Origin of the sequence: Stappia sp. ES.058 (assembly GCF_900105595.1) — a bacterium.
GTDB lineage: Bacteria > Pseudomonadota > Alphaproteobacteria > Rhizobiales > Stappiaceae > Stappia.
Genome location: NZ_LT629784.1, coordinates 3,684,417 through 3,708,263 on the forward strand (window position 1 = coordinate 3,684,417; position 23,847 = coordinate 3,708,263).

Annotated in this window: 19 protein-coding genes; 7 read left to right on the forward strand and 12 right to left on the reverse strand. The window is 65.0% G+C overall.

All coding sequences use genetic code 11. From position 1 onward, the window contains the following. Positions 1-2 precede the first annotated feature (2 nt). Together cobS and BLU32_RS17115 are read right to left on the reverse strand one after the other, a co-directional pair. Entirely contained in the window at positions 3-989 is a 987-nt protein-coding gene (gene cobS, locus BLU32_RS17110; protein WP_093808940.1) for a cobaltochelatase subunit CobS, read from the reverse strand. A gap of 314 nt (positions 990-1,303) precedes the next feature. Continuing rightward, entirely contained in the window at positions 1,304-1,945 is a 642-nt protein-coding gene (locus BLU32_RS17115; RefSeq protein WP_093808942.1) for a J domain-containing protein, read from the reverse strand. Positions 1,946-2,139: 194 nt separating this feature from the next. Here BLU32_RS17115 and BLU32_RS17120 point away from each other — a divergent pair, with 194 nt between their 5' ends. Continuing rightward, positions 2,140-2,445 carry a BolA family transcriptional regulator gene (locus BLU32_RS17120; RefSeq protein WP_093808944.1) on the forward strand — a complete coding sequence of 102 codons (306 nt, stop codon included), beginning with the start codon at positions 2,140-2,142 and terminating at the stop codon, positions 2,443-2,445. A gap of 32 nt (positions 2,446-2,477) precedes the next feature. Here BLU32_RS17120 and BLU32_RS17125 read toward each other — a convergent pair whose 3' ends face one another. From BLU32_RS17125 to BLU32_RS17135, 3 genes are read right to left on the reverse strand one after another with little or no spacing between them, the layout of a single operon-like run. Next, positions 2,478-3,818, reverse strand: a complete 1,341-nt coding sequence (locus tag BLU32_RS17125; protein WP_093808946.1) for an HlyC/CorC family transporter — start codon at positions 3,816-3,818, stop codon at positions 2,478-2,480. Then, positions 3,811-4,986: a 3-dehydroquinate synthase gene (aroB, locus tag BLU32_RS17130; RefSeq protein WP_093808948.1), complete on the reverse strand. Its 1,176-nt coding sequence runs from the start codon at positions 4,984-4,986 to the stop codon at positions 3,811-3,813. Before aroB ends, BLU32_RS17125 begins: the two co-directional genes overlap by 8 nt. 5 nt (positions 4,987-4,991) lie before the next feature. Continuing rightward, positions 4,992-5,615, reverse strand: a complete 624-nt coding sequence (locus BLU32_RS17135) for a shikimate kinase (protein WP_093808950.1) — start codon at positions 5,613-5,615, stop codon at positions 4,992-4,994. Positions 5,616-5,808: 193 nt separating this feature from the next. Here BLU32_RS17135 and BLU32_RS22025 point away from each other — a divergent pair, with 193 nt between their 5' ends. Continuing rightward, on the forward strand, positions 5,809-5,952 hold the full coding sequence (locus BLU32_RS22025; protein WP_172838586.1) for a hypothetical protein: 144 nt from the start codon (positions 5,809-5,811) through the stop codon (positions 5,950-5,952). Between the two features lie 37 nt (positions 5,953-5,989). Then, the gene (locus BLU32_RS17140) at positions 5,990-6,922 is read left to right on the forward strand and encodes a site-specific tyrosine recombinase XerD (RefSeq protein ID WP_093808952.1); all 933 of its coding nucleotides are present in this window, start codon (positions 5,990-5,992) and stop codon (positions 6,920-6,922) included. Between the two features lie 9 nt (positions 6,923-6,931). On the opposite strand, the gene BLU32_RS17145 is transcribed toward BLU32_RS17140, so the two are convergent. Further along, positions 6,932-7,984, reverse strand: coding sequence for a MaoC family dehydratase (locus tag BLU32_RS17145; RefSeq protein ID WP_093808954.1), 1,053 nt, complete (start codon positions 7,982-7,984; stop codon positions 6,932-6,934). 255 nt (positions 7,985-8,239) lie between these two features. Here BLU32_RS17145 and BLU32_RS17150 point away from each other — a divergent pair, with 255 nt between their 5' ends. Then, positions 8,240-8,932, forward strand: a complete 693-nt coding sequence (locus tag BLU32_RS17150; protein ID WP_244501727.1) for a carbonic anhydrase — start codon at positions 8,240-8,242, stop codon at positions 8,930-8,932. A 72-nt stretch (positions 8,933-9,004) separates the two neighbouring features. On the opposite strand, the gene BLU32_RS17155 is transcribed toward BLU32_RS17150, so the two are convergent. From BLU32_RS17155 to BLU32_RS17165, 3 genes are read right to left on the reverse strand one after another with little or no spacing between them, the layout of a single operon-like run. Then, positions 9,005-12,376, reverse strand: coding sequence for an error-prone DNA polymerase (locus BLU32_RS17155; RefSeq protein ID WP_093808956.1), 3,372 nt, complete (start codon positions 12,374-12,376; stop codon positions 9,005-9,007). Continuing rightward, on the reverse strand, positions 12,373-14,037 hold the full coding sequence (locus tag BLU32_RS17160; RefSeq protein ID WP_208976914.1) for a DNA polymerase Y family protein: 1,665 nt from the start codon (positions 14,035-14,037) through the stop codon (positions 12,373-12,375). The genes BLU32_RS17155 and BLU32_RS17160 overlap by 4 nt, the downstream gene beginning before the upstream one ends. After that, positions 13,922-14,761, reverse strand: coding sequence for an ImuA family protein (locus BLU32_RS17165; RefSeq protein WP_157727723.1), 840 nt, complete (start codon positions 14,759-14,761; stop codon positions 13,922-13,924). The genes BLU32_RS17160 and BLU32_RS17165 overlap by 116 nt, the downstream gene beginning before the upstream one ends. Positions 14,762-15,002: 241 nt before the next feature. On the opposite strand from BLU32_RS17165, the gene BLU32_RS17170 reads away from it, so the two are divergent. Together BLU32_RS17170 and BLU32_RS17175 are read left to right on the forward strand one after the other, a co-directional pair. After that, positions 15,003-16,418 carry a lipopolysaccharide biosynthesis protein gene (locus BLU32_RS17170; protein WP_197673630.1) on the forward strand — a complete coding sequence of 472 codons (1,416 nt, stop codon included), beginning with the start codon at positions 15,003-15,005 and terminating at the stop codon, positions 16,416-16,418. Between the two features lie 231 nt (positions 16,419-16,649). After that, positions 16,650-17,798, forward strand: coding sequence for a GNAT family N-acetyltransferase (locus BLU32_RS17175; RefSeq protein ID WP_157727724.1), 1,149 nt, complete (start codon positions 16,650-16,652; stop codon positions 17,796-17,798). A gap of 6 nt (positions 17,799-17,804) precedes the next feature. On the opposite strand, the gene BLU32_RS17180 is transcribed toward BLU32_RS17175, so the two are convergent. The 3 genes from BLU32_RS17180 to ccrA all read right to left on the reverse strand — a co-directional run bounded on the left by BLU32_RS17180 (position 17,805) and on the right by ccrA (position 21,432). Further along, positions 17,805-19,445 (reverse strand): acyl-CoA synthetase, encoded by a 1,641-nt coding sequence (locus tag BLU32_RS17180; protein WP_093808962.1) that lies wholly within the window; start codon positions 19,443-19,445, stop codon positions 17,805-17,807. An 82-nt stretch (positions 19,446-19,527) separates the two neighbouring features. Beyond that, the gene (locus BLU32_RS17185; RefSeq protein ID WP_093808964.1) at positions 19,528-20,040 is read right to left on the reverse strand and encodes a CAP domain-containing protein; all 513 of its coding nucleotides are present in this window, start codon (positions 20,038-20,040) and stop codon (positions 19,528-19,530) included. A gap of 93 nt (positions 20,041-20,133) precedes the next feature. Continuing rightward, on the reverse strand, positions 20,134-21,432 hold the full coding sequence (gene ccrA / locus BLU32_RS17190) for a crotonyl-CoA carboxylase/reductase (RefSeq protein ID WP_093808966.1): 1,299 nt from the start codon (positions 21,430-21,432) through the stop codon (positions 20,134-20,136). Between the two features lie 382 nt (positions 21,433-21,814). Here ccrA and BLU32_RS17195 point away from each other — a divergent pair, with 382 nt between their 5' ends. Further along, the gene (locus BLU32_RS17195) at positions 21,815-23,842 is read left to right on the forward strand and encodes a protein meaA (protein ID WP_093808968.1); all 2,028 of its coding nucleotides are present in this window, start codon (positions 21,815-21,817) and stop codon (positions 23,840-23,842) included. Positions 23,843-23,847: the final 5 nt, after the last annotated feature.

Genomic DNA, 23,847 nt, shown 5'->3' on the forward strand with positions numbered 1-23,847 from the left:
GGTTAGCTCATCACCACATTGGCAGCGGATTCCGGCAATTCCTCGCCGAAACAGCGCTGATAGAATTCCGCGACGAGCGTTTGCTCCATTTCATCGCATTTGTTGAGAAAGGTGACGCGGAAGGCAAAACCGAGATCGTCGAAGATCTGGGCGTTTTCGGCCCATGTGATCACCGTGCGCGGGCTCATCACCGTCGACAGATCGCCGTTGATGAAGGCATTGCGCGTCATGTCGGCAAGCCGAACCATTCGCGAGACCGTCTTGCGGCCCTCTTCGTTTTGGTAGTGCTTCGCCTTTGCCAGAACGATTTCAACCTCATTGTCATGCGGCAGATAGTTCAGCGTCGTGACGATCGACCAGCGGTCCATCTGTCCCTGGTTGATCTGCTGCGTCCCGTGATAAAGGCCCGAGGTGTCGCCGAGGCCGACCGTGTTCGCCGTGGCAAACAGGCGGAAGGAGGGATGCGGACGGATCACCCTGTTCTGGTCGAGCAGCGTCAGTCGGCCCGAGACCTCGAGCACGCGCTGGATGACGAACATCACGTCCGCGCGGCCGGCATCATATTCGTCAAAGACGAGGGCGATGTTGTTCTGCAGCGCCCAGGGCAGGATGCCGTCCCGGAACTCGGTGATCTGCTGACCGTCGCGCAGGACGATGGCGTCCTTGCCGACAAGGTCGATACGCGAGATGTGGCTGTCGAGGTTCACGCGCACACAGGGCCAGTTGAGCCGGGCGGCGATCTGCTCGATATGTGTGGACTTGCCGGTGCCATGATAGCCGGTGACCATCACACGACGGTTGTGGGCGAACCCGGCAAGGATCGCCAGCGTCGTCTCGCGGTCGAACAGATAGTCCGGATCGAGATCCGGCGTGTATTCGTTCGGCGTGCTGTAGGCGGGAACCGTCAGGTCGCTGTCGATGCCGAACACGTCGCGCACGGATACGGTCGTGTCGGGCAGGTTTTCGACGGGCTGCGTCATGTCAGTCATATATCCTCCGCTGGCCCGCGCAATCACGGGTGAGGGCATGTCGATGCGGATCCGCGTGGACGCGGACGAAAGGCGGACTGGACCCTAGAACAAAGTCCAACCGAGTGAAAACGGTTTGTCGCCCTTGCAGGCGACGCGCCCCGCGACCCGATGTCCCGGGGAAGGGAGCCGTGTGAGACCGCTGGCCGCACATGCCGCGAAACGATCGGCGCATGCAGGAGACGAAGTCCAATCGGTCATAGCGCATTGGCGCGATCCTGCAAGGGAGTGCCGCAGGTCCGTTTGGCTGGCGGCGGACTGGCCGAGCACTTCGTTTAGCAGAATCCCGCCTTCTTCAGCAGGGAGTACGCATTGATGATTTCCCGCAACCGGTCTTCCGACGACCGGTCTCCGCCATTGGCGTCTGGGTGATGGCGTTTGACCAGATTCTTGTAGCGCGCCTTGACCTCGTCGCCACGCGCGGTGTGCGCCAGACCGAGCGTATCGAAGGCGCGGGCCTCGAGTTGCTTCAGCTTGGGCGCCCGCGCCCGGGATTCGCCGCCCCGCCCGCGCCCGCGCATCCGGGATTCTGCCCGCGCGCGCGCAGCCTGCCGCGGATCGGTATCCGACCATGCAGCGCCGTCGTCCTTGGCGGCCTTGGCGTTCACTCCCATTTTCCAGGTGGGTCGATGGCCGGTCAGCGCATCGCGTTGATAGGCACGGGTCTCGTTGTCGTCCATCCCGGAAAAGTAATTGTAGGACTTGTTGTAGAGCCGCACGTGATCGAGGCAGAAATGATGATACTGCCCGTCGTTGTCACGCCCTTTCGGCGCCCGGTGGGTGCCGGGCTGGTCGCACCCCTCCCACTCGCACACCCGATCGGCCACGAACTCCTCCGCCCGCGTGCGGGTGCGGGACCGGTTCGGGCTGATGCGTATGCGGTCGAAGATGTTCGAGGTCACGGGTTTCTTGTCCATTGTCCGTCGAGGTCGATATCGAGCGGTAGCGGGGCTGGCATGTCCGGCTGCTGCAAAGTGCAACACCTCGGTGCCGCGATCAGGCCACGGTGCATCCCACCGGCACCGGCGGCGCGGCAATCTGCATAGATAGGGGGAGCCGCACGTGTTCGGCAAGATCTTGACGCGGGCGAAAATCCTGTCACATGAGTCGCATGACCATCAAATCACATATCGAACGGCGTTTGACCGAAGCGTTTGCCCCCGATCTCCTCGACGTTGTCGACGAATCGGAAAAGCATCGCGGCCACGGAGGCTGGCGGGAAGGTGGAGAAACCCACTTCCGGGTTCGCATCGTGTCGGCAACCTTCGATGACATGAACCGGGTCGCGCGTCACCGTGCGGTCAATGCCTGTCTCAAGGATGCCTTGGCGCAGGGCGTGCACGCACTTGCCATCGAGGCGCGCGCGCCCGGAGAACCGGATCCGCGCGGCGGCGGGCGAGCCACCGCCCCCGCCTGACGTTTTGAGGGCCGTCTCCGGCGTTCGCCACCCTATCCCGGCTGTACGGTTGGGGAATGCGGGGCCGGCACGACAGCTGCGGTCTTGACCGTTCCCGCCGCAATCTTCGAAAGCGGCGTCATGCGCAACCGCGTGATCCTGTTCTTTTCCCGGCGAAGCACGGTGAACCTGTAGTCGTGGAACGTGAAAGCCTGACGTTCCTCGGGAATCATCCGCGCTTCATGAATGACAAGACCGGCGATCGTCGTCGCCTCGTCGTCCGGCAAACGCCAGTCGAACGCCCGGTTGAGGTCGCGAATCGGAACGCCGCCGTCGACGATGATCGACCCGTCGGGCTGCGGCCGAACGCCCGGCAGCTCCACATCGTGCTCGTCGGAAATCTCGCCGACGATTTCCTCCAGAATGTCCTCCAGAGTGACCAGCCCCATCACCTCGCCGTATTCGTCGATAACGAAGGCGAAATGCGCCTTGCGCTTGAGAAAGGCGTTGAGCTGATCCTGCAGGCTGGTCGTGTCCGGCACGAACCAGGGCGGAGACACGAGCTGATCAATGTCAAGCAGGCCGGCATCGCCCCCGGCCTTGGCAAGGGCGCGCAAAAGATCCTTGGCATGCAGCACGCCGATGTAGTTGTCGGTCTCACCGCGCCACAACGGAAGCCGTGTATGGGGGCTGTCCAGCGCGGCGCTGATCAATTCCTGCGGATCGTCGTCGGCATTCAGCGCGTTCATTTTCGTCCGATGCACCATCACGTCGGACACTTCCAGGTCGGCCAGATCCAGCAACCCGCCGATACGGTCCCGTTCGGCCTTCACGAGCCCGCCTTCCAGATGCTGAAGATCGACCGTGCCGCGCAATTCCTCATGCGCGGACAAGACGTTGCGGTTTTCGGACACATCAACGCCAAAGGTCTTGAGAATTGCGCGCACGATCACCTCCACCCCCATGACGACCGGCGCGAACAGGATCACGACGGGGCGCACGATCGGCGACACGGCAACCGCAAAACGATCCGGATCGGAAATCGCCCAGGTCTTGGGCAGCACCTCCGAAAAGATCAGCACCAGCATGGTCATCACCAGGGTCGCATAAACGACGCCGGCATCGCCAAAAAATCCGAGCAACACGTTGGTGGCGAGCGCGGAGGCGAGGATATTGACAAGGTTGTTACCGAGCAGCAGCGCGCCGATCAACCGCTCACGCGCGGAAATCAGGCGCCCGACAACGGCCGCCCGGCGTTCCCCGTTTCGTTCCATCTGCAGCATGCGCGCGCGCGACGCCGCCGTCAGCGCCGTCTCCGACCCCGAGAAAAACCCGGACAGGGCAAGCAGCACAATGATCGCGATAACAGACAGCCAGAGACTTGCGTCACCCATGAATAATCTCGCCCGTGTTGAGTTCGGCTTCCAGAAAATCACGCAGGACGGTGGGATCGACACCCCGCTCGACGAAGGCCTCACCGATCCCGCGCGTCAGGACGAAAGTCAGCGCGCCCCGGCTCACCTTCTTGTCCTGTGCCATGATGTCGAGAAACGTCCCGGACGGCGGCATCTGACCGGGCACCTGCCGGATATGGGTGGGCAGCCCGACATCGGCAAGATGGCGGGCTGCCCGTTCCGCGTCCTGCGGAGGGCACAAGCCGAGCCGCACCGAAAAATCGAACGCCAGCCGAATGCCGATGGCGACGCCTTCGCCATGGACCAGCCGCGTGCCATCGTAGGCAACAACGGCCTCAAGCGCATGTCCGAAAGTGTGGCCGAGATTGAGCAGGGCGCGCGTGCCGCCCTCGCGTTCGTCCGCGGCAACGATCGCGGCCTTGGCCCGGCAGGAGGCCGCTATGGCTTGCGCCCGCTCGGCGCCGCCTGCGAAAATCGCGGCATGACTGGAATCCAGCCAGTCGAAGAAGGCCGCGTCGCCGAGCAGCCCGTATTTGACGACTTCGGCATAGCCTGCGCGAAACTCGCGCGCCGGCAGCGTATTCAGCGCATCGGTGTCCGCCAGCACGAGCGCCGGCTGATGAAACGCGCCGATCAGGTTCTTGCCCTGGCGCACGTTGATGCCGGTCTTGCCGCCGACGGATGAATCAACCTGGGCCAGCAAGCTGGTCGGGATCTGAACGAAGGGCATACCCCGACGCACGCTGGCCGCGACATAGCCGGCGAGATCCCCGACGACGCCCCCGCCCAGCGCGACGATCGCGTCGCCGCGTTCGAGCCGCGCTTCCAGCACGCGGTCGCACACGGTCTCGAAGACCTCGAATCGTTTGCTCGCCTCTCCGGGCGGCAACAGGATCGCGGAATGTCCGATGCCGGCCGCGTCCAGTGAAGCCTGCAAGGCCTCCAGGTGGAGCGCCGCCACGTTTTCGTCGCTGACAATGGCAACGCGTGCACCCGGAAGGACCGCGCCGATGCACCGGCCGGCCTCCTCGATCAGTCCGCCGCCGATCAGGATATCGTAACTGCGGGCGCCGAGATCCACGTTGACACGAGCGCTCTGCGACGCGCTGAGAAGGTCGGACGATGGTGCGCTTGGCGAATCGGGCATCTCAGTCAGGCTCCTTGTTCCGACGGGCGAGCGGTCTGCGCCGTTTTCGTGCCCAGTCCCAAAAAGGTCTCGAGCGCCGACACCACATCCAGAACGACAGTCTCATGCGGAACGTCGCGAGACCACACCGTTAGGTCAGATCGGGCGTAGACCGGATAGCGATCGTCCATCAGCCGCCGCAAGACCCCTTCCGGGTCGGGACCGTTGAGAAGCGGCCGCGTCGGCTTGCGGCGAACCCGGCTCATCACCACGGCGAGATCCGCCTTCAGCCAGACCGATACGCCCGACGCGGCGATTTCCGAGCGCGTCTCGGCGTTCATGAAGGCACCGCCGCCGGTCGCCAGCACCTGCGCGCCGTTCTTCAACAACCGCGAGATCACCCGTTGCTCGCCCGCGCGAAAATACGGCTCGCCATGCTGGGCGAATATCTCGGCAATCGTCTGATTGGCCGCCGCCTCGATTTCGGTGTCGGCATCCACGAAGGGCAATCCCAGTGCATGGGCGAGCCGGCGCCCGACGCTGGACTTGCCGCACCCCATGATGCCGACCAGCACGATCGCCCGTCCGTCGAGCGCGGCCACCAGACGACGGGCACGATCCGCTTCGACAAGCTTTTGCATCGCGGACATGAAATACCCGCCCTCCCTTGCGTTTCCATCGCTTTGCCCTTCCCGCCCCCGGGTCGTCAAGCCTTCCCGCGCAGAGCCTGGCGCTTTCCCGTCGCGCAACACGGCAAACCCGCCGTTTTTCTTGCAAGCCGGACCGGGATTGGTCAAAACAGGGAAGATCTCTCCGTCGTTTTGACGAGTTCGCGGAGTTGGAATGCCCACCTTGACCCGCCTTCTGGTCGCACTCGTGGTCCTCGCCGGCCTGAGCGCGGCCGTTGTCTATTCGCTCGGCACCTTTGTCGAGCCGTCGCCGCGCGAGATCACCGTCCGCCTCAGGGTCGACGGATTCGGAAGATAGGAAGCCAGAGCGGCAAGACGGAAAAGGCGAAAGCGTCATGGCCTCCAACGGCATCCTGACCGAGGGCTTTTTGGAAATGCTCTCGGCTGAACGTGGCGCCGCGCTGAACACATTGGAAAACTATCGCCGCGATCTGGAAAGCTTCAGCGATTTCACCGCGACAATGGGCAGCACCCTGCAAACGGCGGACAAGGATGCCGTGACCGGCTATCTCCGCGATCTGTCTCACCGCGGTTTCGCGGCCAGCACCCAGGCGCGGCATCTGTCGACCTTGCGCCAGTTCTACCGGCACCTGTTTGCCGACGGCCTGCGCGGCGACGATCCGACCCGCAGCGTCTCCTCGCCCAAGACCCGCCCGTCGCTTCCCCGGGTCCTGAGTGTCGAGGACGTCGACCGGCTGCTTGGCATCGCGCGCGACGAAGCACGAACGGGCGCGGGAACCGAGGCCGCGAGACTGCGCGCCTTGCGTCTGCATGCGCTGCTGGAGGTGCTTTACGCGACCGGTTTGCGTGTCTCGGAGCTCGTGTCGCTTCCGCTTACCGCTGCATTGCGCGATGAACGCCTGATTTCCGTGCGCGGCAAGGGCAACAAGGAGCGCGCCGTTCCGCTGAGCGATGCGGCGCGCGACGCGATGCGCAGTCACGTGGAGGCCGGCACGGCCGCCGGATCCGGCGCCAAATCCAAATGGTTGTTTCCCTCTCATGGGGAAAGCGGTCATCTGACCCGCCAGGCCTTTGCCCGCGACCTCAAGGCACTGGCGGTGCGCGCCGGACTGGACACGCGCGCTCTGTCACCGCATGTGCTGCGTCATGCCTTCGCCTCGCACCTGCTTCAAAATGGTGCGGACCTGCGCGTGGTCCAGCAACTGCTTGGGCATGCTGACATTTCAACGACACAGATCTACACGCATGTGCTCGATGCCCGCCTGAAGGCGCTCGTCGAGGCGCATCATCCGCTCGCCGGGTCCTGAGCCGCTCCCCTAACGGGGAATGAGCGCCCAGCAATCGAAATCGAGGATGATGGAGGGATCGTACCGCCCCTCGGCGTCGACCAGCGGAAAATCGGCGCAGGCGCGATCCTTGGTGGCGATCATGCGAAGCCGCAAGGCGCCGACATCCTCGCGTCCCTCAAGCGTCGCCTTTTCGATGACCTCGGACCACGCATAGACCGTGTCGCCGGCAAAAAGCGGCGCGACATGACGTCCGGCATTGATGCCGGCGATGTGAAAGGCATTCCCCAGCCCGTTGAACGAAAGCGACCGGGCCAGCGAAATCACATGGCCGCCATAGATCAGCCGACGCCCGAAACGGCCCTGACCTTCCGAATGCTGGTTGAAATGCACCTTGGCGGTGTTCTGGTACAGCCTCGTCGCGATCTGGTGCTCCGCCTCCTCCACCGTCATGCCGTCGCCATGGTCGATGCGCTCGCCGACCGCATAGTCGTCGAAGCGAAACGGCGCGCCGGCGAGATCAAAGTCCCAGGCGCCGACGTTGATCAATGGACAGGCATCGCCCAGTCCCTCGGGCGCGATCGCATCGGGAAGCTCCGGCACCACCGGCTCGGGCGCCGGCGAGGCGGCGTCGCGCTTGCGCACCATCACCCAGCGTACATAGTCAAGCACCTCGGTGCCGTCCTGCTTGTAGCCGGTAGAGCGAACATAGACGACACCGGTTTTGCCGTTGGAGTTTTCCTTCACGCCGATCACCTCGGAGATCGCCGAGAGCGTATCGCCGGGATAGACGGGCGCCAGAAACCGGCCGCCCGCATATCCAAGGTTTGCGACGGCGTTGAGCGAGATATCCGGAACGGTCTTGCCAAAAACGATGTGAAACACGAGCAGATCGTCGACCGGCGCATGGGGATAATGAAGCGCGCGTGCGAAGGCGTCGGAGGACTGGACGGCGAAACGCGGCCCGTAAAGGGCGGTATAAAGCGCCACATCGCCGCTGGTGACCGTGCGCGGCGTTGCATGCCGCAGCACCTGACCGATATGAAAATCCTCGAAAAAATTGCCCGGGTTGGTCTTGCTCACGGCTGGTCCCTTCCGTTGTGTCCAGCGCAACCGACCGCCTCGCCGGCAGCGCGCGCCGCATAAGACCGTGCGCGCGCGCCATGTGCAAGTCGGACCTGTGACGGATGCGCATACATGCAGCCATGATTGCCGCACTGGCGCGTTGCGCCATCAGTTCGTAGTGTGCGCTTGCCGTTCGGGAATACCCGTTCGGTCACAAGAACACGATGAGGCAGGCCAATGCCGTCCGACAGGTCAAAGTCGTCTGCAGGCGAGATGAAGGCACAAGTCCCGGCGGCGGGAAAGATGTCGCCCTTCCCGGAGCCGCTGCTCGAGGGCTATCGCCAGTACCGCGAGCGGGCCCACGCCCCGCATCGCTCGAACTACGAACATCTTGCGCTTTACGGTCAGCAGCCCGAGGTGATGGTCGTTTCCTGCTGCGACAGCCGGGTGACCCCGGAAGGCATCTTCGGCGCCGGCCCGGGCGAATTGTTCGTCGTGCGCAATGTCGCCAATCTGGTGCCCCCCTATGAACCCGACGGCGATTATCATTCCACCAGCGCCGCGCTCGAATTCGCCGTTCAGGCCCTGAAGGTGAAGCACATCGTCGTGATGGGGCACGGTCTGTGCGGTGGCGTAAAGGCCTTTCTGACGCAGGATTCCAAGCCTTTGTCGCCCGGCGATTTCATCGGCAAGTGGATGACGCTGCTCGAGCCGGCCGCGCAATTCCAGTGCCTGGCCCTGGAACGCGACGAGGACCAGCAACTGGCTCTCGAATATGCCGGCGTGCGCCAGTCGCTTGAAAACCTGAGAACCTTTCCGTGCGTGCGCATCCTGGAGGAGCGGGGCAGGCTGTCGCTGCACGGCGCCTGGTTCGACATCGGTTCGGGCGAACTCAGGGTGATGGACGCGAACAGCCGGAAATTCGTCGAAGCCCAGATGCTGACCGACATGACAGCGCCGCAGTAGCGCCTGTCCCGGAAAGACCCTGCCGTCCCTCGGGCGGGCATGTCCGTTTTCGCAAAACTTGGCCCCTGCGCCTCAGTGAAAGTTCCGGCCCCTGGGCATGGCGGTCCTGACCTTGTCCTCGGCCCGATCCTGGCGCGACCGCGTGTGAACGTTGCGGGTCCGGGCAAGCTCCGGCACCTCGCGCACCAGCTGCGCAAGCCCGCTGCCCGGCCGCACCTTGTGCCGCTGGTCGGGCACCGGCCGCCTGACCTCGTCGGCACGGGCAAGACCGGAATCCGCGATACTGTCGTCGGAAAGATCGCCCAGCATCGGCGTCGCATCCTCCAGCGTGTCGGCGATCAGATGCACCACGCCCTGATCCGACTGAACCTTGCCGCGCACTCTCAGGAGCCGCGCACCGAGAACCACCGCCCTGTAACGCTCGAACACCTTGGGCCAGACCACGACATTGGCGACGCCCGTCTCGTCCTCCAGCGTCATGAAGATCACGCCGCTCGCCGTGCCCGGCCGCTGGCGCACCAGCACCAGGCCCGCCACCTCGCGTCGCACCCCGTTGCGAGTGCGTGACAGCGCATCGCAGGGCGCAATCGACAGCCGCTCGAGACGCCGGCGCAAGAAGGCGACCGGATGCGCCTTCAAGGAGAGCGACAGCGCGCGATAGTCGGCAACCACATGGGCGCCCGGAGGCATTCGCGGCAGATCCGCATCCGGCTCGCGCCGCAATTCGCCGACGGCCGCCGTGTCGAACAGCGGCAGGCGTGTGCGTTCCGCGCCATCGTCCAGCCCCTGCGCCGCCCACAGCGCCGCGCGCCGATCCAGCCCGAGAGAGCGAAAGGCGTCGGCCTCGGCAAGCCGGGCGATGGCGCGTTTCGACAGGCCCGACCGCAACCAGAGGTCGCGCACGGAATCATAGCCGTCTCCCCGTCGCGCGACGAGCGTCTGCATATCCTCCTGCTTCAGCCCCTTGGCGCTGCGAAACCCGAGCCGCACCGCCCGCGTGCTCAGGATCGTGCCACGCATCTGCATATGGCGCGGATGCAGCCGGCCGGCCGCCGGCGCCCCGGCCTCCAGGGTCGCGTCCCAGTCGGAAAGATTGATGTCGACCTCGCGCACCTCCACGCCATGCTCGCGCGCATCGCGCACAAGCTGCGCGGCGGCGTAAAAACCAAGCGGCTGCGCATTCAACATGCCGGCCAGAAAGACATCCGGATAGCGCGCCTTGAGCCAGGCGGAGGCATAGACCAGGAGCGCGAAACTGGCCGCATGGCTTTCGGGAAAGCCGTATTCGCCAAAGCCCTCGATCTGGCGGAAGCAGCGGTCGGCGAACTCCGCCTCATAACCGCGCGCAACCATGCCGTCGATCATCTTGCGCTGAAAGGTGCCGATGGTGCCGACCCGGCGAAAGGTCGCCATCGCGCGGCGCAACCGGTCGGCCTCGCCGGGTGAAAACCCGGCGGCGACGATGGCGATCCGCATCGCCTGCTCCTGGAACAGCGGCACGCCGAGCGTCTTGCCGAGCACGTCCTCCAGCTCCTTTTTCGGATAAACGACCTTCTCCAGCCCCTGACGGCGACGCAGATAGGGATGCACCATGTCGCCCTGGATCGGGCCGGGTCGCACGATCGCCACCTCGATCACCAGATCGTAGAAATTGCGCGGCTTCAGGCGCGGCAGCATCGTCATCTGTGCCCGGCTTTCCACCTGGAACACGCCAAGCGAATCGGCCCGGCACAACATGTCGTAGACCTCCGGCTCCTCCGGCGGGATCGACGCCAGCGTCTCCTCCCGGCCGTAGTCCTCGCGCAAAAGGTCGAGGCTCTTGCGGATCGCGGTCAGCATGCCAAGCGCCAGAATGTCGATCTTCAGCATGCCGAGCGATTCCAGATCGTCCTTGTCCCACTCGATGACGGTGCGCCCCTCCATCGCCGCATTCTGGATCGGCACCACCGTATCGAGCCGCCCCCGGGTGATGACGAAGCCGCCGACATGCTGCGAGAGATGGCGCGGGAAGCCGATGATCGCGCGCGACAGCCGCGCCACCAGCTCCAGGCGAGGGTCGACGGGATCGAGCCCCGCCTCGCGCAACATGCGTTGATCGATGCCGTTGGACGACCAGCCCCAGATGGTGCCGGCGAGGCGATTGAGCGTATCCTGCGACAGCCCGAAGACCTTGCCCACCTCACGCACGGCCGAGCGGGTGCGATAGGTGATCACGGTGGCCGCGAGGCCAGCGCGCTCGCGCCCGTATTTCCCGTAGATGTACTGGATCACCTCCTCGCGCCGCTCGTGCTCGAAGTCGACGTCGATATCCGGCGGCTCGCGCCGCTCGGGCGAGATGAAGCGCTCGAACAGGAGATCGCCGCGCACCGGGTCGACCTCGGTGATGCCGAGGCAAAAACACACGGCCGAATTGGCCGCCGACCCGCGCCCCTGCGCCAGGATATCTCGGGCGCGGGCGAAACGGACGATGTCCTGAACGGTGAGAAAATAGGGCGCATAGACGAGGTCCTCGATCAGCGCAAGCTCGCGCCGGATTGTTGCCTCGACCCTTGGCGGAACGCCGTCGGGATAGCGACGCTCCGCCCCTTTCCACGTCAGTCGTTCCAGTTCCTGCTGCGGCGTGGCGCTCATGCCGCTCGGTTCTTCGGGATATTCATAGGCCAGATCGTCGAGGGAAAACGTCACGCTCTCCAGAAGAGCGACGGCCTCGGCCAGCGCCTCGGGGGTCGCGCGAAAAACATGCGCCATCGCCGATGCGTCCTTCAGATGACGCTCCGCATTCGCCTCCAGCCGGCGACCCGCGCCTTCCAGCGTCTCATGCAGGCGGATACAGCTCAAAACATCCTGCAAGGGCCGGCGTTCAGCGGCATGATAGAGCACGTCGTTGGTGGCGAGCAGCGGCACGCCGGCCGCGCGCGCGATGCCGGCGAGCCGCTCCAGCCGGCGACGGTCGTCGGGACCATAGCCCAGCGCCGCTGCCAGGCGGGGACGATCCTCGAAGACGCCACGCAAACGGACAAGCAGCGCTTCAAGGCCGGCCTCCTCCTCAGGTGCGGGGATCGGGGCAAGCACCAGCCCCTCACCCCAGGCCACGAGATCCTCCAGCGTCAGATGGCAGTCGCCCTTGGGAGCGCGCCGGTTGCCGATCGTCAGGAGCCGCGTCAGCCGGCCATAGGCCTCCCGGTCGCGCGGCCAGGCCAGGATATCCGGCGTTCCATCGCAAAACGCCAGCCTGCAGCCGACCACGAGCCGCAGGCCGATCTCCTTGGCCGCCATATGCGCGCGGACCACGCCGGCAAGCGAGTTCCGGTCGCAGATCCCCAGACCCGCCAGACCAAGCTCGCCGGCACGGCGCACCAGTTCCTCCGGATGCGACGCGCCGCGCAGAAAGGAGAAATTCGTCGCCGCACAGAGTTCGGCATATCCCGGGGAAAACCCGCTCATGCATAAAGTCCCTGCAGGAACCAGCGCGGCGGCGCGCCATCGGGCGCTGAGCCCACGTCATAGAAGCCTTCCCGGTACAGCCAGAAGCGCCGGCCTTCGCCATCCTCCACCCGGTAATAGTCGCGCGCCTGCGGCGGTTGCGGACTCTGCCACCAGGGCGGGACCAGCCGTTCGGGTCCCTCGCAGGCGCGCACCTCATAAAGCGCCCGCCGCCAGCGAAAGCGAAGCGGCGGCCCCTCGGGCACCATGGCCACCGCATCGACCGATTCGGGCGGGTCGATCAGACGCAAGGGCCGCAATTGCGGCGTGTCGGGCGCCTCGGGCGTCTCGGAGCACCACACGAGAGCGGTCGCATCGACCAGCGCCGCAGGCACCAGTTTCTGGCGCGCCTCCGGCAAATGGCTGTCGCACGGCAAAAAGCGGGCGACCCGGGCGATGCCGAGACGCGCCCCGAGACGGTCGATCAACACGTCGAGCGCTTCCGTCTGTTCGCCCGCTTGCGAGAAATCGGCCTGAGACGCCTCGAAACGCTGCGCTTCCAGAACGCACAGGCGAACGAGATCGAAACCGAAGCCCGCGTCTAAATCGTCACCAAGGGCGGCGAGCTTTTCCGCGAACAGGCCGAGCACCCTTTTCGGATCGCGCAAGGCCCGGCTGGTCCCCACCGTCACGCGATTGACCACACCGTCCACCCGGAAGAGCGCCAGTTCGAAAGCCCGCCCACCCTCGCCGCGCCGCTCCAGATCGCCCGACAGCCGTTCGGCAAGCCCCAGGATCACGCCACGCACGTCCTCCTCCCGGGAAATCGGCTCGAAGAACCGTCGATCCGCCGCCAGGAGCGGTACGGCCAGGCGCGGCGAGATCGGCTCCGCCGCATCGCCCCGCAACCGGTCGATGCGGCGCACCAGCTCCCGCCCGAACCGGGAGGCAAGCGGACCGCGCGGTCGGTCGATGACATCGCAAACACGTGTCAGGCCCACCCGGGCAAGCGCATCGATCGTTGTCTCCTCAAGACGCAGGGCGGCCATCGGCAAGGGGGCGAGCGCATCGCGCCATTTCCCCGGCGGAACACCTTCGCACGCCGACGTCCCCGGCAGGCCGCTTCGCTCCGGCGCATGCCGCGCAAGCGCCCAGGCCGCCGCCGGCGTGTCGGCAACGGCCGCGCGCACCGCGAACCCCTGATCGTTCAGCCGGCGCAGGCAATCGCGCATGAGCGCGCGTTCACCGGCGGGGAGCATGCCTTTCTCCAGCGCCTCGTTCCCGGTGCGGGCGAAGAGATGCGCGCAGCCGGTGATGTCGAGCAAAAGGCCGTCGCCGCCATCCAGTGCGACAAGCGGCGTATAGCGGTCGCACCAGTCCGCCAGGGCGGCCAGCAAGGCCACCTCCTCACCCGGCGCCTGCGCGTCGCTCAACAGGCCCGGATGCCGGGCGCGGGCATCCGCCAGCGGCTCCCCCGCCAATACCCCAAGGTCATGGGCTGCCGCGTTGAGCGCCACGACACGCTCCGCCCCCTTCCGGGTGGCGATCACCGCGCGCGGGGCAGCCTCAGCGCCGCGGGAACGCCATGACGCGCCCCGTTCCAGACGCTCCAGCCGGTCTGTCGCCAGTTCGGGAAACCACAGGCTCACGATCCGCTGGCGCGGCAAAGCTTCGCATCGCATGATCCCACTCCAGCTCCACGATGCCGGGACATCCGCCCCGATTGCGTTGCAGCTCCACTTGCCAGCCGGGCCGGCCAAGGGGCGCCAGTCGAAGTCCCTCCCGTCTCCCACTCGGCCGCGCCGCGATGCGAAAGCGCGTGGCCGCGGCGCTCGGCGCAGCCCCTCCGGCATGGCGCAGCAGAAAGGCGGTCACGCCGCCTGCTTCCGCCCTCAGCAAAAGCCGCCGCGAGGCCGTGAGATCGAGCGCCCGGGGCGCACCCCGCATCTCCGCGACGACCGCGCAAACCCCCTTGGCCTGCACCCCTTCCTCAACCGCCCACAGCATCTCCTCGACACAGCGCGTGCGCACCAGAACCACCCGCCCGGGATCGAGACCGAAGCGCGCCAGCCCCTCCGCATTGGGAGAGCCGGTTTCCCGTCCGCCGTCCGGCTCCGTGACCCAGAGAACCGCACCGGAACACCGGGCAGCCAGACAGGACAGCATCGCGGCGGCAAAACCGGTCAGCGCACCGCCGGACCGGCTTTCGGCGCTTGTCGCCTCATGAAGCGTGCCGCAAGGCATCCCGGCAGAGGCAAACAGTCCGTCAAAGCCCGCAACGCCCGTGAGAAGACGGGCCGGACCCTGCCCGTTTGCGGCGGAGGCAGGGTCCGGCTGGAGCTGCACCTCGCTGGAGAGGCGTCCTTCGAGAGCCGCAACGCGGCTGCGCAGCTCGACAAGGAGCATTCGGTCCGGATCGGGTCGGGGCACGGCAACCACTTTTGTTCCTGTTATGTTCTTATAGATTCCGAAACACGGCTCCAGAGTCAAGCGCCTCGTCGTCAGCATGGGCAGGACGAAACCATGCCCCGCCGCAATCACATTCGCGTGATCCTTTCCAAAGGCCGCCACAAGCTGCCGCGTGTAAGGAAAATTAAGCCTCAAGGTCCTATTGTTGCGCCAACTGATCGCAAAGGAGCCTGTTTCGTTGCGCCTCTCCCCATCCACATGGGCCGAACGCATTCTGCCGCCTGCCGTCTTCATGCGCGTTCAACCTGCGCTGGCACGGCTCGATGCGTTTTTCAACGGCGAACCGGACACCTCCCAGGCACAACGCATGGCGATGGTCGTGTTTCTCGTGCGCGTCCTCGGCGCGGCGCTCGCCTATGTGTCGCAGGTGATTCTCGCCCGCATGATGGGAAGCCACGAATACGGCATCTATGTTGTGGTGTGGACGCTTGTCATCGTGCTCGGCATCTTCGCGCCGCTCGGCTTCTCCTCTTCCGTCCTGAGGCTCATTCCGGAATACCGCACCCTGCCCCGGCCCGACCGGCTGAACGCATTGCTGTTCGGCAGCCGGCTGGCCGGCGGGCTTTCGGCCACCGCGATCGCCCTCGCCGGCGTCTTGGCCGTGTGGCTGTTTCAGGACTGGATCACCTCCTATTATGTCCTGCCGCTTTTCCTCGCCGCCGTCTGCCTGCCCCTCTACACGATCGGCAGCATTCAGGACGGGATCGCGCGTGCCTATGACTGGCCGCTGCTGGCGATGCTTCCCCTCTACATCTGGCGACCGATCGTGCTTCTCGGCGGGCTCCTGCTTGCCATGCGTCTTGGCGCGCCTCCGACGGCGGCAACCGCCTGCACCGTCGCCATTGTCGCCACCTGGACGGTCACGCTCGTACAGATGCTGGTGCTCTCGCGCTCGCTGAAAACCGGACCGCCACGCCTGCCCTCGCGCGAAAACTGGACCTTCTCGGTCTGGCTCAAGATCTCGCTGCCTATCCTGCTGGTCGAAGGCTTCTTCCAGCTCATCACCAGTGCCGACGTCATCCTCGTCAGCTTCTGGCGACCGCCCGACGAAGTCGCGATCTATTTCGCCGCCTCCAAGACCCCGGCACTGGCCCATTTCGTCTATTTTGCCGTACGCTCCGCCACCGCACATCGCTATTCGCGCCTGTTTCACAGCGGCGCGCACACCGAACTCACGGCCCTCGTCGGCAACACCGCGCGCTGGACCTTCTGGCCCACCCTGGCGCTGTCCCTGGTCCTCGTGCTGATCGGTCCCTTTCTTCTCTCCCTGTTCGGGCCGGGATTTGAAAGCGGCTACCCGGTGATGCTGATTCTTCTGTTCGGCGTGCTTGCGCGGGCATCGGTCGGCCCTGTCGACGCACTGCTGACCATGGCCGACCAGCAGAACCGCTGTGCCTTGGTCTACGTTCTGACATTCGCGCTCAACATCGCGCTGAATGTCGTGTTGATTCCGATCTTCGGCATTCTGGGCGCCGCGATCGCGACCGCCATCGCCATGATGTTCGAGGCCACCGCCCTGTGCCATCAGGCCCGCGCCCGGTTGGGCCTCAACCCGTTCGTGCTTGCCAACACGCAAGGCGCTCGGCTGTCTTGAGAACAATTTGGCGAACGCGATTAACCACTGCTTAAGGAAACAACCCCTTCAAGCGTCGGTTGTGGCAGACTTCCACAACCTGAAAGACGGGTGCGCGCTGACCGGGGAAAGACAATGGCTCTTGCGACGGAACGGATGACCCCTGCATTGTCGACCTCGGTGTTTGCAAGGACGCGGCGGACGACCCCCGCGCCTTTGCAGCGAACACGACCGGACAGCGGGGGAGCATGCGTGAACGGCACGACCGCAGTAACCTTCACCGCAACGCAGGCAGGCGAGCATATGTCGGCCTGGTCGGCACTCGCGGATACGGCCATAGAACCCAATCCGTTTTTCCGGCCGGACTTCCTGCTGCCCTACCTGAAGCACATGGATAATCGACAGGTTGCGATTTGCGCCGTCAGGGACAGCCGGGACGGCGCCTTCATGGCGCTTGCGCCCGTCGCACGCCGACGTCTCGGTCTCCTGGCGCCAAGCGCGACCGTGCATGCCGGGGAATATGGCCCGCTCGGAACCCCCTTGATCGCCCGGAGCGCCGATTCCGACACGCTGGCACTCCTGCTCGATACAGCGGTTGCGCACTCGGGCACCGGTCTTGTCGCCCTCCCCTACCTGCGCACCGACGGGCCTGTCCACGACATGCTGCTCGAGATCGGCACGACCTCCACGTGGCAGATGACACGCGAAGCGATCAGCCTGCGCGCCGGGCACGCAACCGGACCGACGGGACAGGAGCAATACGGGCTTCTGGGCACACGGCGACGAAAGGAAATCGCCCGGCAACTGCGCCGGCTTTCCGAAACCGGTGACACCGAGTTCCAAAGCCTGAGCGCATTGAACGACGTCTGCGCGGCGTTTGAAACGTTTCTGGCGCTGGAGGCGCGCGGATGGAAAGGGCGGCGTGGCACCGCGCTTGCCTGCGATCCCGAGCGTCTGGCCTTCGCCCGCACCTTCATCCATGAAATGGCACGAACCGGACGCGTGAGAATCGACCAGCTCGTCCTCGAGGCAAAACCCGTCGCCATGATGATCATGCTGCGCGATGGCCACCGTGTCTGGTCCTGGAAAATCACCTATGATGAACAGCTGTCCCGTTTTTCACCGGGCGCCCAGATCACCCGCTATGCGATGCGCCGGGATTTCGAAGAGCCGGATCTTGCCGAAGCCGATTCCCTCGCAATCCCCGATCACCCGATGATCACACCGCTCTGGCGCGGACAGGTGCCCTATACCACTGTCCTGCTGACGCGCGGACGATTTGCCACGGCAAGGCTGTCCCTGACCAAGGCCGACCATGCGCTGGCACGCGGACTTCGCGGGCTGGCTAAATCGACCCTGCGCCGTGTTCGGCGGCAGACCACCCGGGACGACCCGGCCTGAGGTCGCCTATTCTTCAAGCACCGCGGTCACGCCTGCCTCGTCGCGCAGCAGACGACGAATGACCTTGCCCGTCGTCGTCATCGGCAGGGCATCGACGAAGGCGATCTCCCGCGGATACTCATGCGCCGACAGGCGCGTGCGAACATGGGCCCGGATATTCTCTTCCAGCTCCGACCCCGGACGCGTGCCGGGCGTCAGGACCACGAAGGCCTTGACGATTTCCGTGCGCACGGGGTCGGGCTTGCCGACCGCCGCCGCCAGTGCCACCGCCGGATGCGACAACAGGCAGTCCTCGATCTCGCCCGGACCGATCCGATATCCCGAAGACGTGATGATATCATCCGTCCGCCCGACGAAATGCACGTAGCCGTCGCCGTCGAGCTCACCGCGATCACCCGTCAGCATCCAGTCGCCGACGAATTTGGCCTCGGTCGCGGCATCCTCGCCCCAATAGCGCAGGAACATCACCGGATCCGGCCGGAGGATCGCGATTTGTCCGTGTTCGCCCGGTGCGCACCTGGTGCCGTCATCGCCGACCACCGCCACGGTGTGGCCCGGAACCGGCTTGCCGATCGCGCCCGCACGGGAAACGCCGATCGCGCTGCAGGAGGCGAGCACTGCGTTGCATTCCGTCTGCCCGTAGAACTCGTTGACCGTCAGCCCGAGATCCTGGCGCGCCCAGTCATAGGTTTCGCGCCCGAGCGCCTCACCGGCGGAACCGATGCTGCGCAGCGCGAGGTCGTACCTGAGACGCGAACGCGGAACGGTCCGCAGCATTTTCAGCGCCGTCGGCGGAACAAAGGCATTGCGCACGCGCTGGTCGGCGAGGAGCTGGAACGCGCGTTCGGGATCGAACTTCTCGAAGCGGTGTGACACCACCGGCACGCCCAGCGCCAGCGAGGGCAGCAGGGCGTTCAGCAAGCCGCCCGCCCAGGCCCAGTCTGCCGGCGTCCAGAACAGATCGCCCGGCTGCGGCAGGAACTCATGCGCCATCTGGATGCCCGGCAGATGCCCTGCCAGCACCCGATGGCCGTGCAGGGCACCCTTGGGCGGGCCGGTGGTGCCGGAGGTGTAGATCATCATCGCCGGATCGTCGGGACCGGTCGGGACCGGCAAAAAGACATCCCGCCCCCCGGCAAGCAGCGCCTCGAAGGACAGCACATCGCCCGGCGTCTCCTGAGTGGAGACGAGCAGCCTCAGATCGGGAAGGGCGTCGCGGATTTCAAAAAGTTTCGCGATGCCGGCCGCATCAGTGATTGCCGCCGATGCCCCGGAATTCTCCAGCCGGTATTGCAGGGCATCGACACCGAAGAGGTTGGCGAGCGGCACGACGATGGCACCGAGCTTGTAAAGCGCCAGATGGGCCACAAGCGTCTGCGGCGACTGCGGCAACAGCAGCGCGACACGATCACCCCGCACCACCCCTTTTGCCGCAAGCGCATTCGCCAGCCGGTTGGAAAGCGCCGCAAGCTGGCCATAGCTCCAGCGTGTTTCGACGCCGTCCTCATCCAGATGAATGAGCGCCAGACGGTCCGGGTCTCGCACCGCCCATGCATCACAGACTTCAACCGCGATATTGTAACGTTCGGGGATTTGCCAGCGGAACTGACGCAGCAGATCATCGTAACAGGATGCGGGTTGCAGCATCGAAGCAACCTTTGTCGGTCAGGGATGCCGGACACTAGTCCTCATCGCGCTGCAGTGCAACAATCCGCCGTTCCTGCGTGAATCACGGGGCCGGGGCAGCCAATACCAGAGACCAGAACACCCGGTACTTGGACCCCGGTGCGTAGGCAGTGGCGATGCCCATCCGGGTCGTGCGGTCATCCAGCATGACTGCGTTGTGCTTGGGCGAATCGCGCCAGCCCGAGAACGCTTCCGCCAGCGTGCGATAGCCGGCACTTGCGTTCTCGACCGCATAGGTCTTGCTCTCTCCGGCTGCGGACAACCGCGATGCGAGCCTGTTGTTCGGATCGAGCGACGCCCGCACATTGTTGGCTGAGGCCATGGCTTCCGCCTGCTGACGGGCGGCATGCATCAACATCGGATCGATGGTCAGCGGCCGAAGCCCGTTGTTCTGGCGATAACCCGAGATCATCTGCTGCGCCGATGACGCATCGACGGCGGCGTCGACCCGCGCCAGGTCCTTGTAATAGGGCGGCACGGTCTCACGTCCCGGCACACAGCCGGCGAGGGCAAGCGCAAACAGCGAGAAAACGAGAACACGGGTGAATGACTTCATGCCGCGGTCATACCGTGTCTGCCTTGGCAAGGCGAGGGAATTCACCGACGGCGCCAAAACGAGACGCCGCCGGGTGTTTCCTGGTGCGACAGCCTATTCGGAGCCTGCCGCCAGAACGTCGTCGAGGGTGCGCAAACCCGTCGTCGGCGCGCTGACCAGAACCGCCATGTTGCCGGGCGCATGCTGGTTCTTCCACATCTTGGTGTGGGCGCTGGGGATCTCGTCCCAGGGGAAAACCTCGCTCATGCACGGATCGATCCGCCGGTCGATCACCGCCTTGTTGGCTTCCGACGCCTGCTTGAGATGGGCGAAATGCGATCCCTGAACGCGCTTTTGCCGCATCCAGACGTAGCGGGCGTCAAACGTCAGATTGAAGCCCGTGGTGCCGGCGCAAAACACCACCATGCCGCCGCGCTTGACCACCAGACAGGAGACCGGGAACGTCGATTCGCCGGGGTGCTCGAACACCATGTCGACATCGTTGCCCTTGCCTGTGATTTCCCAGATCGCCTTGCCGAAACGGCGCGCTTCCTTCAGCCAGGTATTGTACTCCGGCGAGTTGACGGTCGGCATCTGGCCCCAGCAATCGAAGTCCTTGCGGTTGACCACGCCTTTGGCGCCGAGCGACAGCACATAATCGCGCTTGTCCTCATCCGAAATCACGCCGATCGCATTGGCGCCGGCAGCGGCCGCGAGCTGGATCCCGAACACGCCAAGACCGCCGGACGCGCCCCAGATCAGAACATTCTGCCCCGGGCGCAACTGATGTGGCGAATGCCCGAAAAGCATCCGGTAGGCGGTTGCAAGCGTCAACGTGTAACAGGCGCTTTCTTCCCAGGTCAGATGCTTCGGGCGTGGCATCAGCTGCTGCGACTGCACCCGGCAGAACTGCGAGAACGATCCGTCCGGGGTCTCGTAACCCCAGATCCGCTGGGTCGGCGAGAACATCGGATCGCCGCCGTTGCATTCCTCGTCGTCGCCATCATCCTGATTGCAGTGAACGACGACCTCGTCGCCGACCTTCCAGCGCTTCACCTTCGATCCGACCGCCCAGACGATGCCGGAGGCGTCGGAGCCTGCGATGTGGAAGGTCTCGTCATGCACCTTGAACACCGAGATCGGTTCGCCGAGGGCGGCCCAGATCCCGTTGTAGTTGACGCCTGCCGCCATCACGAGAACCAGAACGTCGTTGCTGTCCAGCTCCCAGGTCGGCACCACCTCGAGCTTCATGGCGTCTTCCGGGGGACCGTGCCGTTCGGCCCGGATCGTCCAGGCGTACATGTTCTTGGGAACATGTCCGAGCGGTGGGATCTCGCCAATCTCGTAAAGGTCCTTCACCAGCCGGCTCTCCTCCGCCTCGAGGTTATCGTTTGCTTGCGCAACGGTGCTCATGGTTGTCGTGTCCTCCCGTATTATGCATTTTCGCCGAAGCGCGGCCATTGCCGCGCCACTGCATGTCCCGATCCACACGCTCGCCCCGGAGAGTCCCGCAGAGAGACATTATTTGCTGCAGCGCGTCATTCGAAACCCGTTCCGCGCGCCCGTCACGAAACTATCGTTCGAAAAAAGGGCGTCACGCTATTGGACTATTGCTTAATTTACCCGTTTGCCCAAGACTGTTTTTGCATTGCACATAGAAATTCTGTGTGCGTGAGCGCTCTCATGCGCGCTCAAGGGAGGCCATATCGACCCGCGGCGACGGGCGTATCGGTGAAAAACAGGAAGATGCCGGGCCGGCGCGAACGGCCACCGGCGCGATTGCGAGGAACAGTTCATGAGCGAGCCGACGAAGAGCCAGCCGACAACCAGCAACGCTGATCGCCCGGCGGCGACCCGGGACCGGCCATGGATCTTTCGCACCTATGCCGGTCATTCGACAGCGCGTGAGTCGAACAGGCTCTATCGCAGCAATCTCGCCAAGGGACAGACCGGACTGTCCGTCGCTTTCGATCTCCCCACGCAAACGGGCTACGACCCCGATCATGCGCTGTCGCGCGGCGAGGTCGGAAAAGTCGGTGTTCCCGTTGCCCATCTTGGCGACATGCGCGCGCTCTTCGCCGACATTCCGCTGGAGAAGATGAACACCTCCATGACGATCAACGCGACGGCGCCCTGGCTGCTTGCGCTTTATGCCGCCGCCGCCGACGAACAAGGGGCGGACCGCGCGCTCCTGACCGGCACGACGCAGAACGACATCGTCAAGGAATACCTGTCGCGTGGCACCTATGTGTTTCCGCCCGCGCCCTCGCTGCGGCTGACGCGCGACGTCATTGCCTGGACCTACGAGGCGATGCCGAAGTGGAACCCGATGAACGTGTGTTCCTACCACCTGCAGGAGGCCGGCGCGACGCCGGTGCAGGAGCTCTCCTTCGCGCTGGCGACCGCCGTCGCGATCCTCGATGAGGTAAGGGCCAGCGGCGCGATCCCGCCAGCGGATTTTCCCAGGGCGGTCGGGCGGATTTCCTTCTTCGTCAACGCCGGCATGCGCTTCATCACCGAAATCTGCAAGATGCGCGCCTTTGCCGAACTGTGGGACGAGATCTGCCGCAGCCGCTACGGCGTGGAAGACGAGCGCTACCGCCGCTTCCGCTACGGCGTTCAGGTCAACTCGCTCGGGCTGACCGAACAGCAACCGGAAAACAACGTCTACCGCATTCTGATCGAGGCGCTGGCGGTGGTGCTCTCCAAGAACGCGCGCGCCCGCGCGGTGCAATTGCCCGCCTGGAACGAGGCGCTCGGCCTGCCGCGCCCCTTCGACCAGCAATGGTCGCTGCGCATTCAACAGATCCTCGCCTATGAAACCGATCTTCTGGAACACGCCGATATTTTCGATGGATCCGAGGTGATCACCGCAAAGGTCGAAGCCCTGAAGGACGAAGCCCGCGCCGAGCTTGCCCGGATCGACGACATGGGCGGCGCCATCGCGGCCGTGGAATCGAGCTACATGAAACAGGCGCTCGTCGCTTCAAACGCCGAACGCCTCGCGGCGATCGAATCGGGCGAACAGGTCGTCGTCGGCGTGAACAAGTTTACCGAGAGCGAGCCGTCGCCTTTGGCGACCGGCGAGGACGGCGGCATTCTCACCGTGTCCGAACATGTCGAGGCGGAAGCCATCGACGCGCTCAAGGCCTGGCGCGAAGCCCGCGACGATGGCGCTGTCGAAAAGGCCGTCGCCGACCTCAAGCAGGCCGCAAGCAAGGGACGCAACATCATGGAACCCTCGATCGCGGCGGCCAAGGCCGGCGTCACCACCGGCGAATGGGGGGCGGCGCTGCGCGAGGTCTTCGGCGAATACCGCGCGCCCACCGGGGTGGGCAAAGCGGCACGGGCCGATGCCGACGATCTGGCCGAGGTGCGCGCGTCCGTCGACGCGGTCTCGGCGAAGCTCGGCCGCCGGCTCAAGTTCCTGGTCGGCAAGCCCGGTCTCGACGGCCATTCCAACGGCGCGGAACAGATCGCGGTGCGCGCCCGCGACTGCGGCATGGAAGTGGTCTATGAGGGCATTCGCCTGACGCCGTCGCAGATCGTCAACGCGGCACTGGAAGAAGACGTCCACGTCATCGGCCTGTCGATCCTGTCGGGCTCGCATCTGGCGCTGGTGCGCGACGTGATGGAGCGGCTGCGCAGCGAGGGCATCGACGACATTCCGCTGATCGTCGGCGGCATCATCCCGGACGAGGACGCCGCCCAGTTGAAAGCCATGGGCGTCGCCGCCGTCTACACGCCGAAAAACTTCCAGCTCACCGACATCATGCGCGAGGTCGCGCAGATCGTCGGCACCCGCGCGGAAGCCGCAGCGTAACGAAG

Excerpts from the sequence above, each read along its gene's own strand:
- cobS (WP_093808940.1), bottom strand. The coding sequence starts at position 989 with ATGACTGACATGACGCAGCCCGTCGAAAACCTGCCCGACACGACCGTA.
- BLU32_RS17115 (WP_093808942.1), bottom strand. The coding sequence starts at position 1,945 with ATGGACAAGAAACCCGTGACCTCGAACATCTTCGACCGCATACGCATC.
- BLU32_RS17120 (WP_093808944.1), top strand. The coding sequence starts at position 2,140 with ATGACCATCAAATCACATATCGAACGGCGTTTGACCGAAGCGTTTGCC.
- BLU32_RS17125 (WP_093808946.1), bottom strand. The coding sequence starts at position 3,818 with ATGGGTGACGCAAGTCTCTGGCTGTCTGTTATCGCGATCATTGTGCTG.
- aroB (WP_093808948.1), bottom strand. The coding sequence starts at position 4,986 with ATGCCCGATTCGCCAAGCGCACCATCGTCCGACCTTCTCAGCGCGTCG.
- BLU32_RS17135 (WP_093808950.1), bottom strand. The coding sequence starts at position 5,615 with ATGTCCGCGATGCAAAAGCTTGTCGAAGCGGATCGTGCCCGTCGTCTG.
- BLU32_RS22025 (WP_172838586.1), top strand. The coding sequence starts at position 5,809 with ATGCCCACCTTGACCCGCCTTCTGGTCGCACTCGTGGTCCTCGCCGGC.
- BLU32_RS17140 (WP_093808952.1), top strand. The coding sequence starts at position 5,990 with ATGGCCTCCAACGGCATCCTGACCGAGGGCTTTTTGGAAATGCTCTCG.
- BLU32_RS17150 (WP_244501727.1), top strand. The coding sequence starts at position 8,240 with ATGAAGGCACAAGTCCCGGCGGCGGGAAAGATGTCGCCCTTCCCGGAG.
- BLU32_RS17155 (WP_093808956.1), bottom strand. The coding sequence starts at position 12,376 with ATGAGCGGGTTTTCCCCGGGATATGCCGAACTCTGTGCGGCGACGAAT.
- BLU32_RS17160 (WP_208976914.1), bottom strand. The coding sequence starts at position 14,037 with ATGCGATGCGAAGCTTTGCCGCGCCAGCGGATCGTGAGCCTGTGGTTT.
- BLU32_RS17165 (WP_157727723.1), bottom strand. The coding sequence starts at position 14,761 with ATGCTCCTTGTCGAGCTGCGCAGCCGCGTTGCGGCTCTCGAAGGACGC.
- BLU32_RS17180 (WP_093808962.1), bottom strand. The coding sequence starts at position 19,445 with ATGCTGCAACCCGCATCCTGTTACGATGATCTGCTGCGTCAGTTCCGC.
- BLU32_RS17185 (WP_093808964.1), bottom strand. The coding sequence starts at position 20,040 with ATGAAGTCATTCACCCGTGTTCTCGTTTTCTCGCTGTTTGCGCTTGCC.
- ccrA (WP_093808966.1), bottom strand. The coding sequence starts at position 21,432 with ATGAGCACCGTTGCGCAAGCAAACGATAACCTCGAGGCGGAGGAGAGC.
- BLU32_RS17195 (WP_093808968.1), top strand. The coding sequence starts at position 21,815 with ATGAGCGAGCCGACGAAGAGCCAGCCGACAACCAGCAACGCTGATCGC.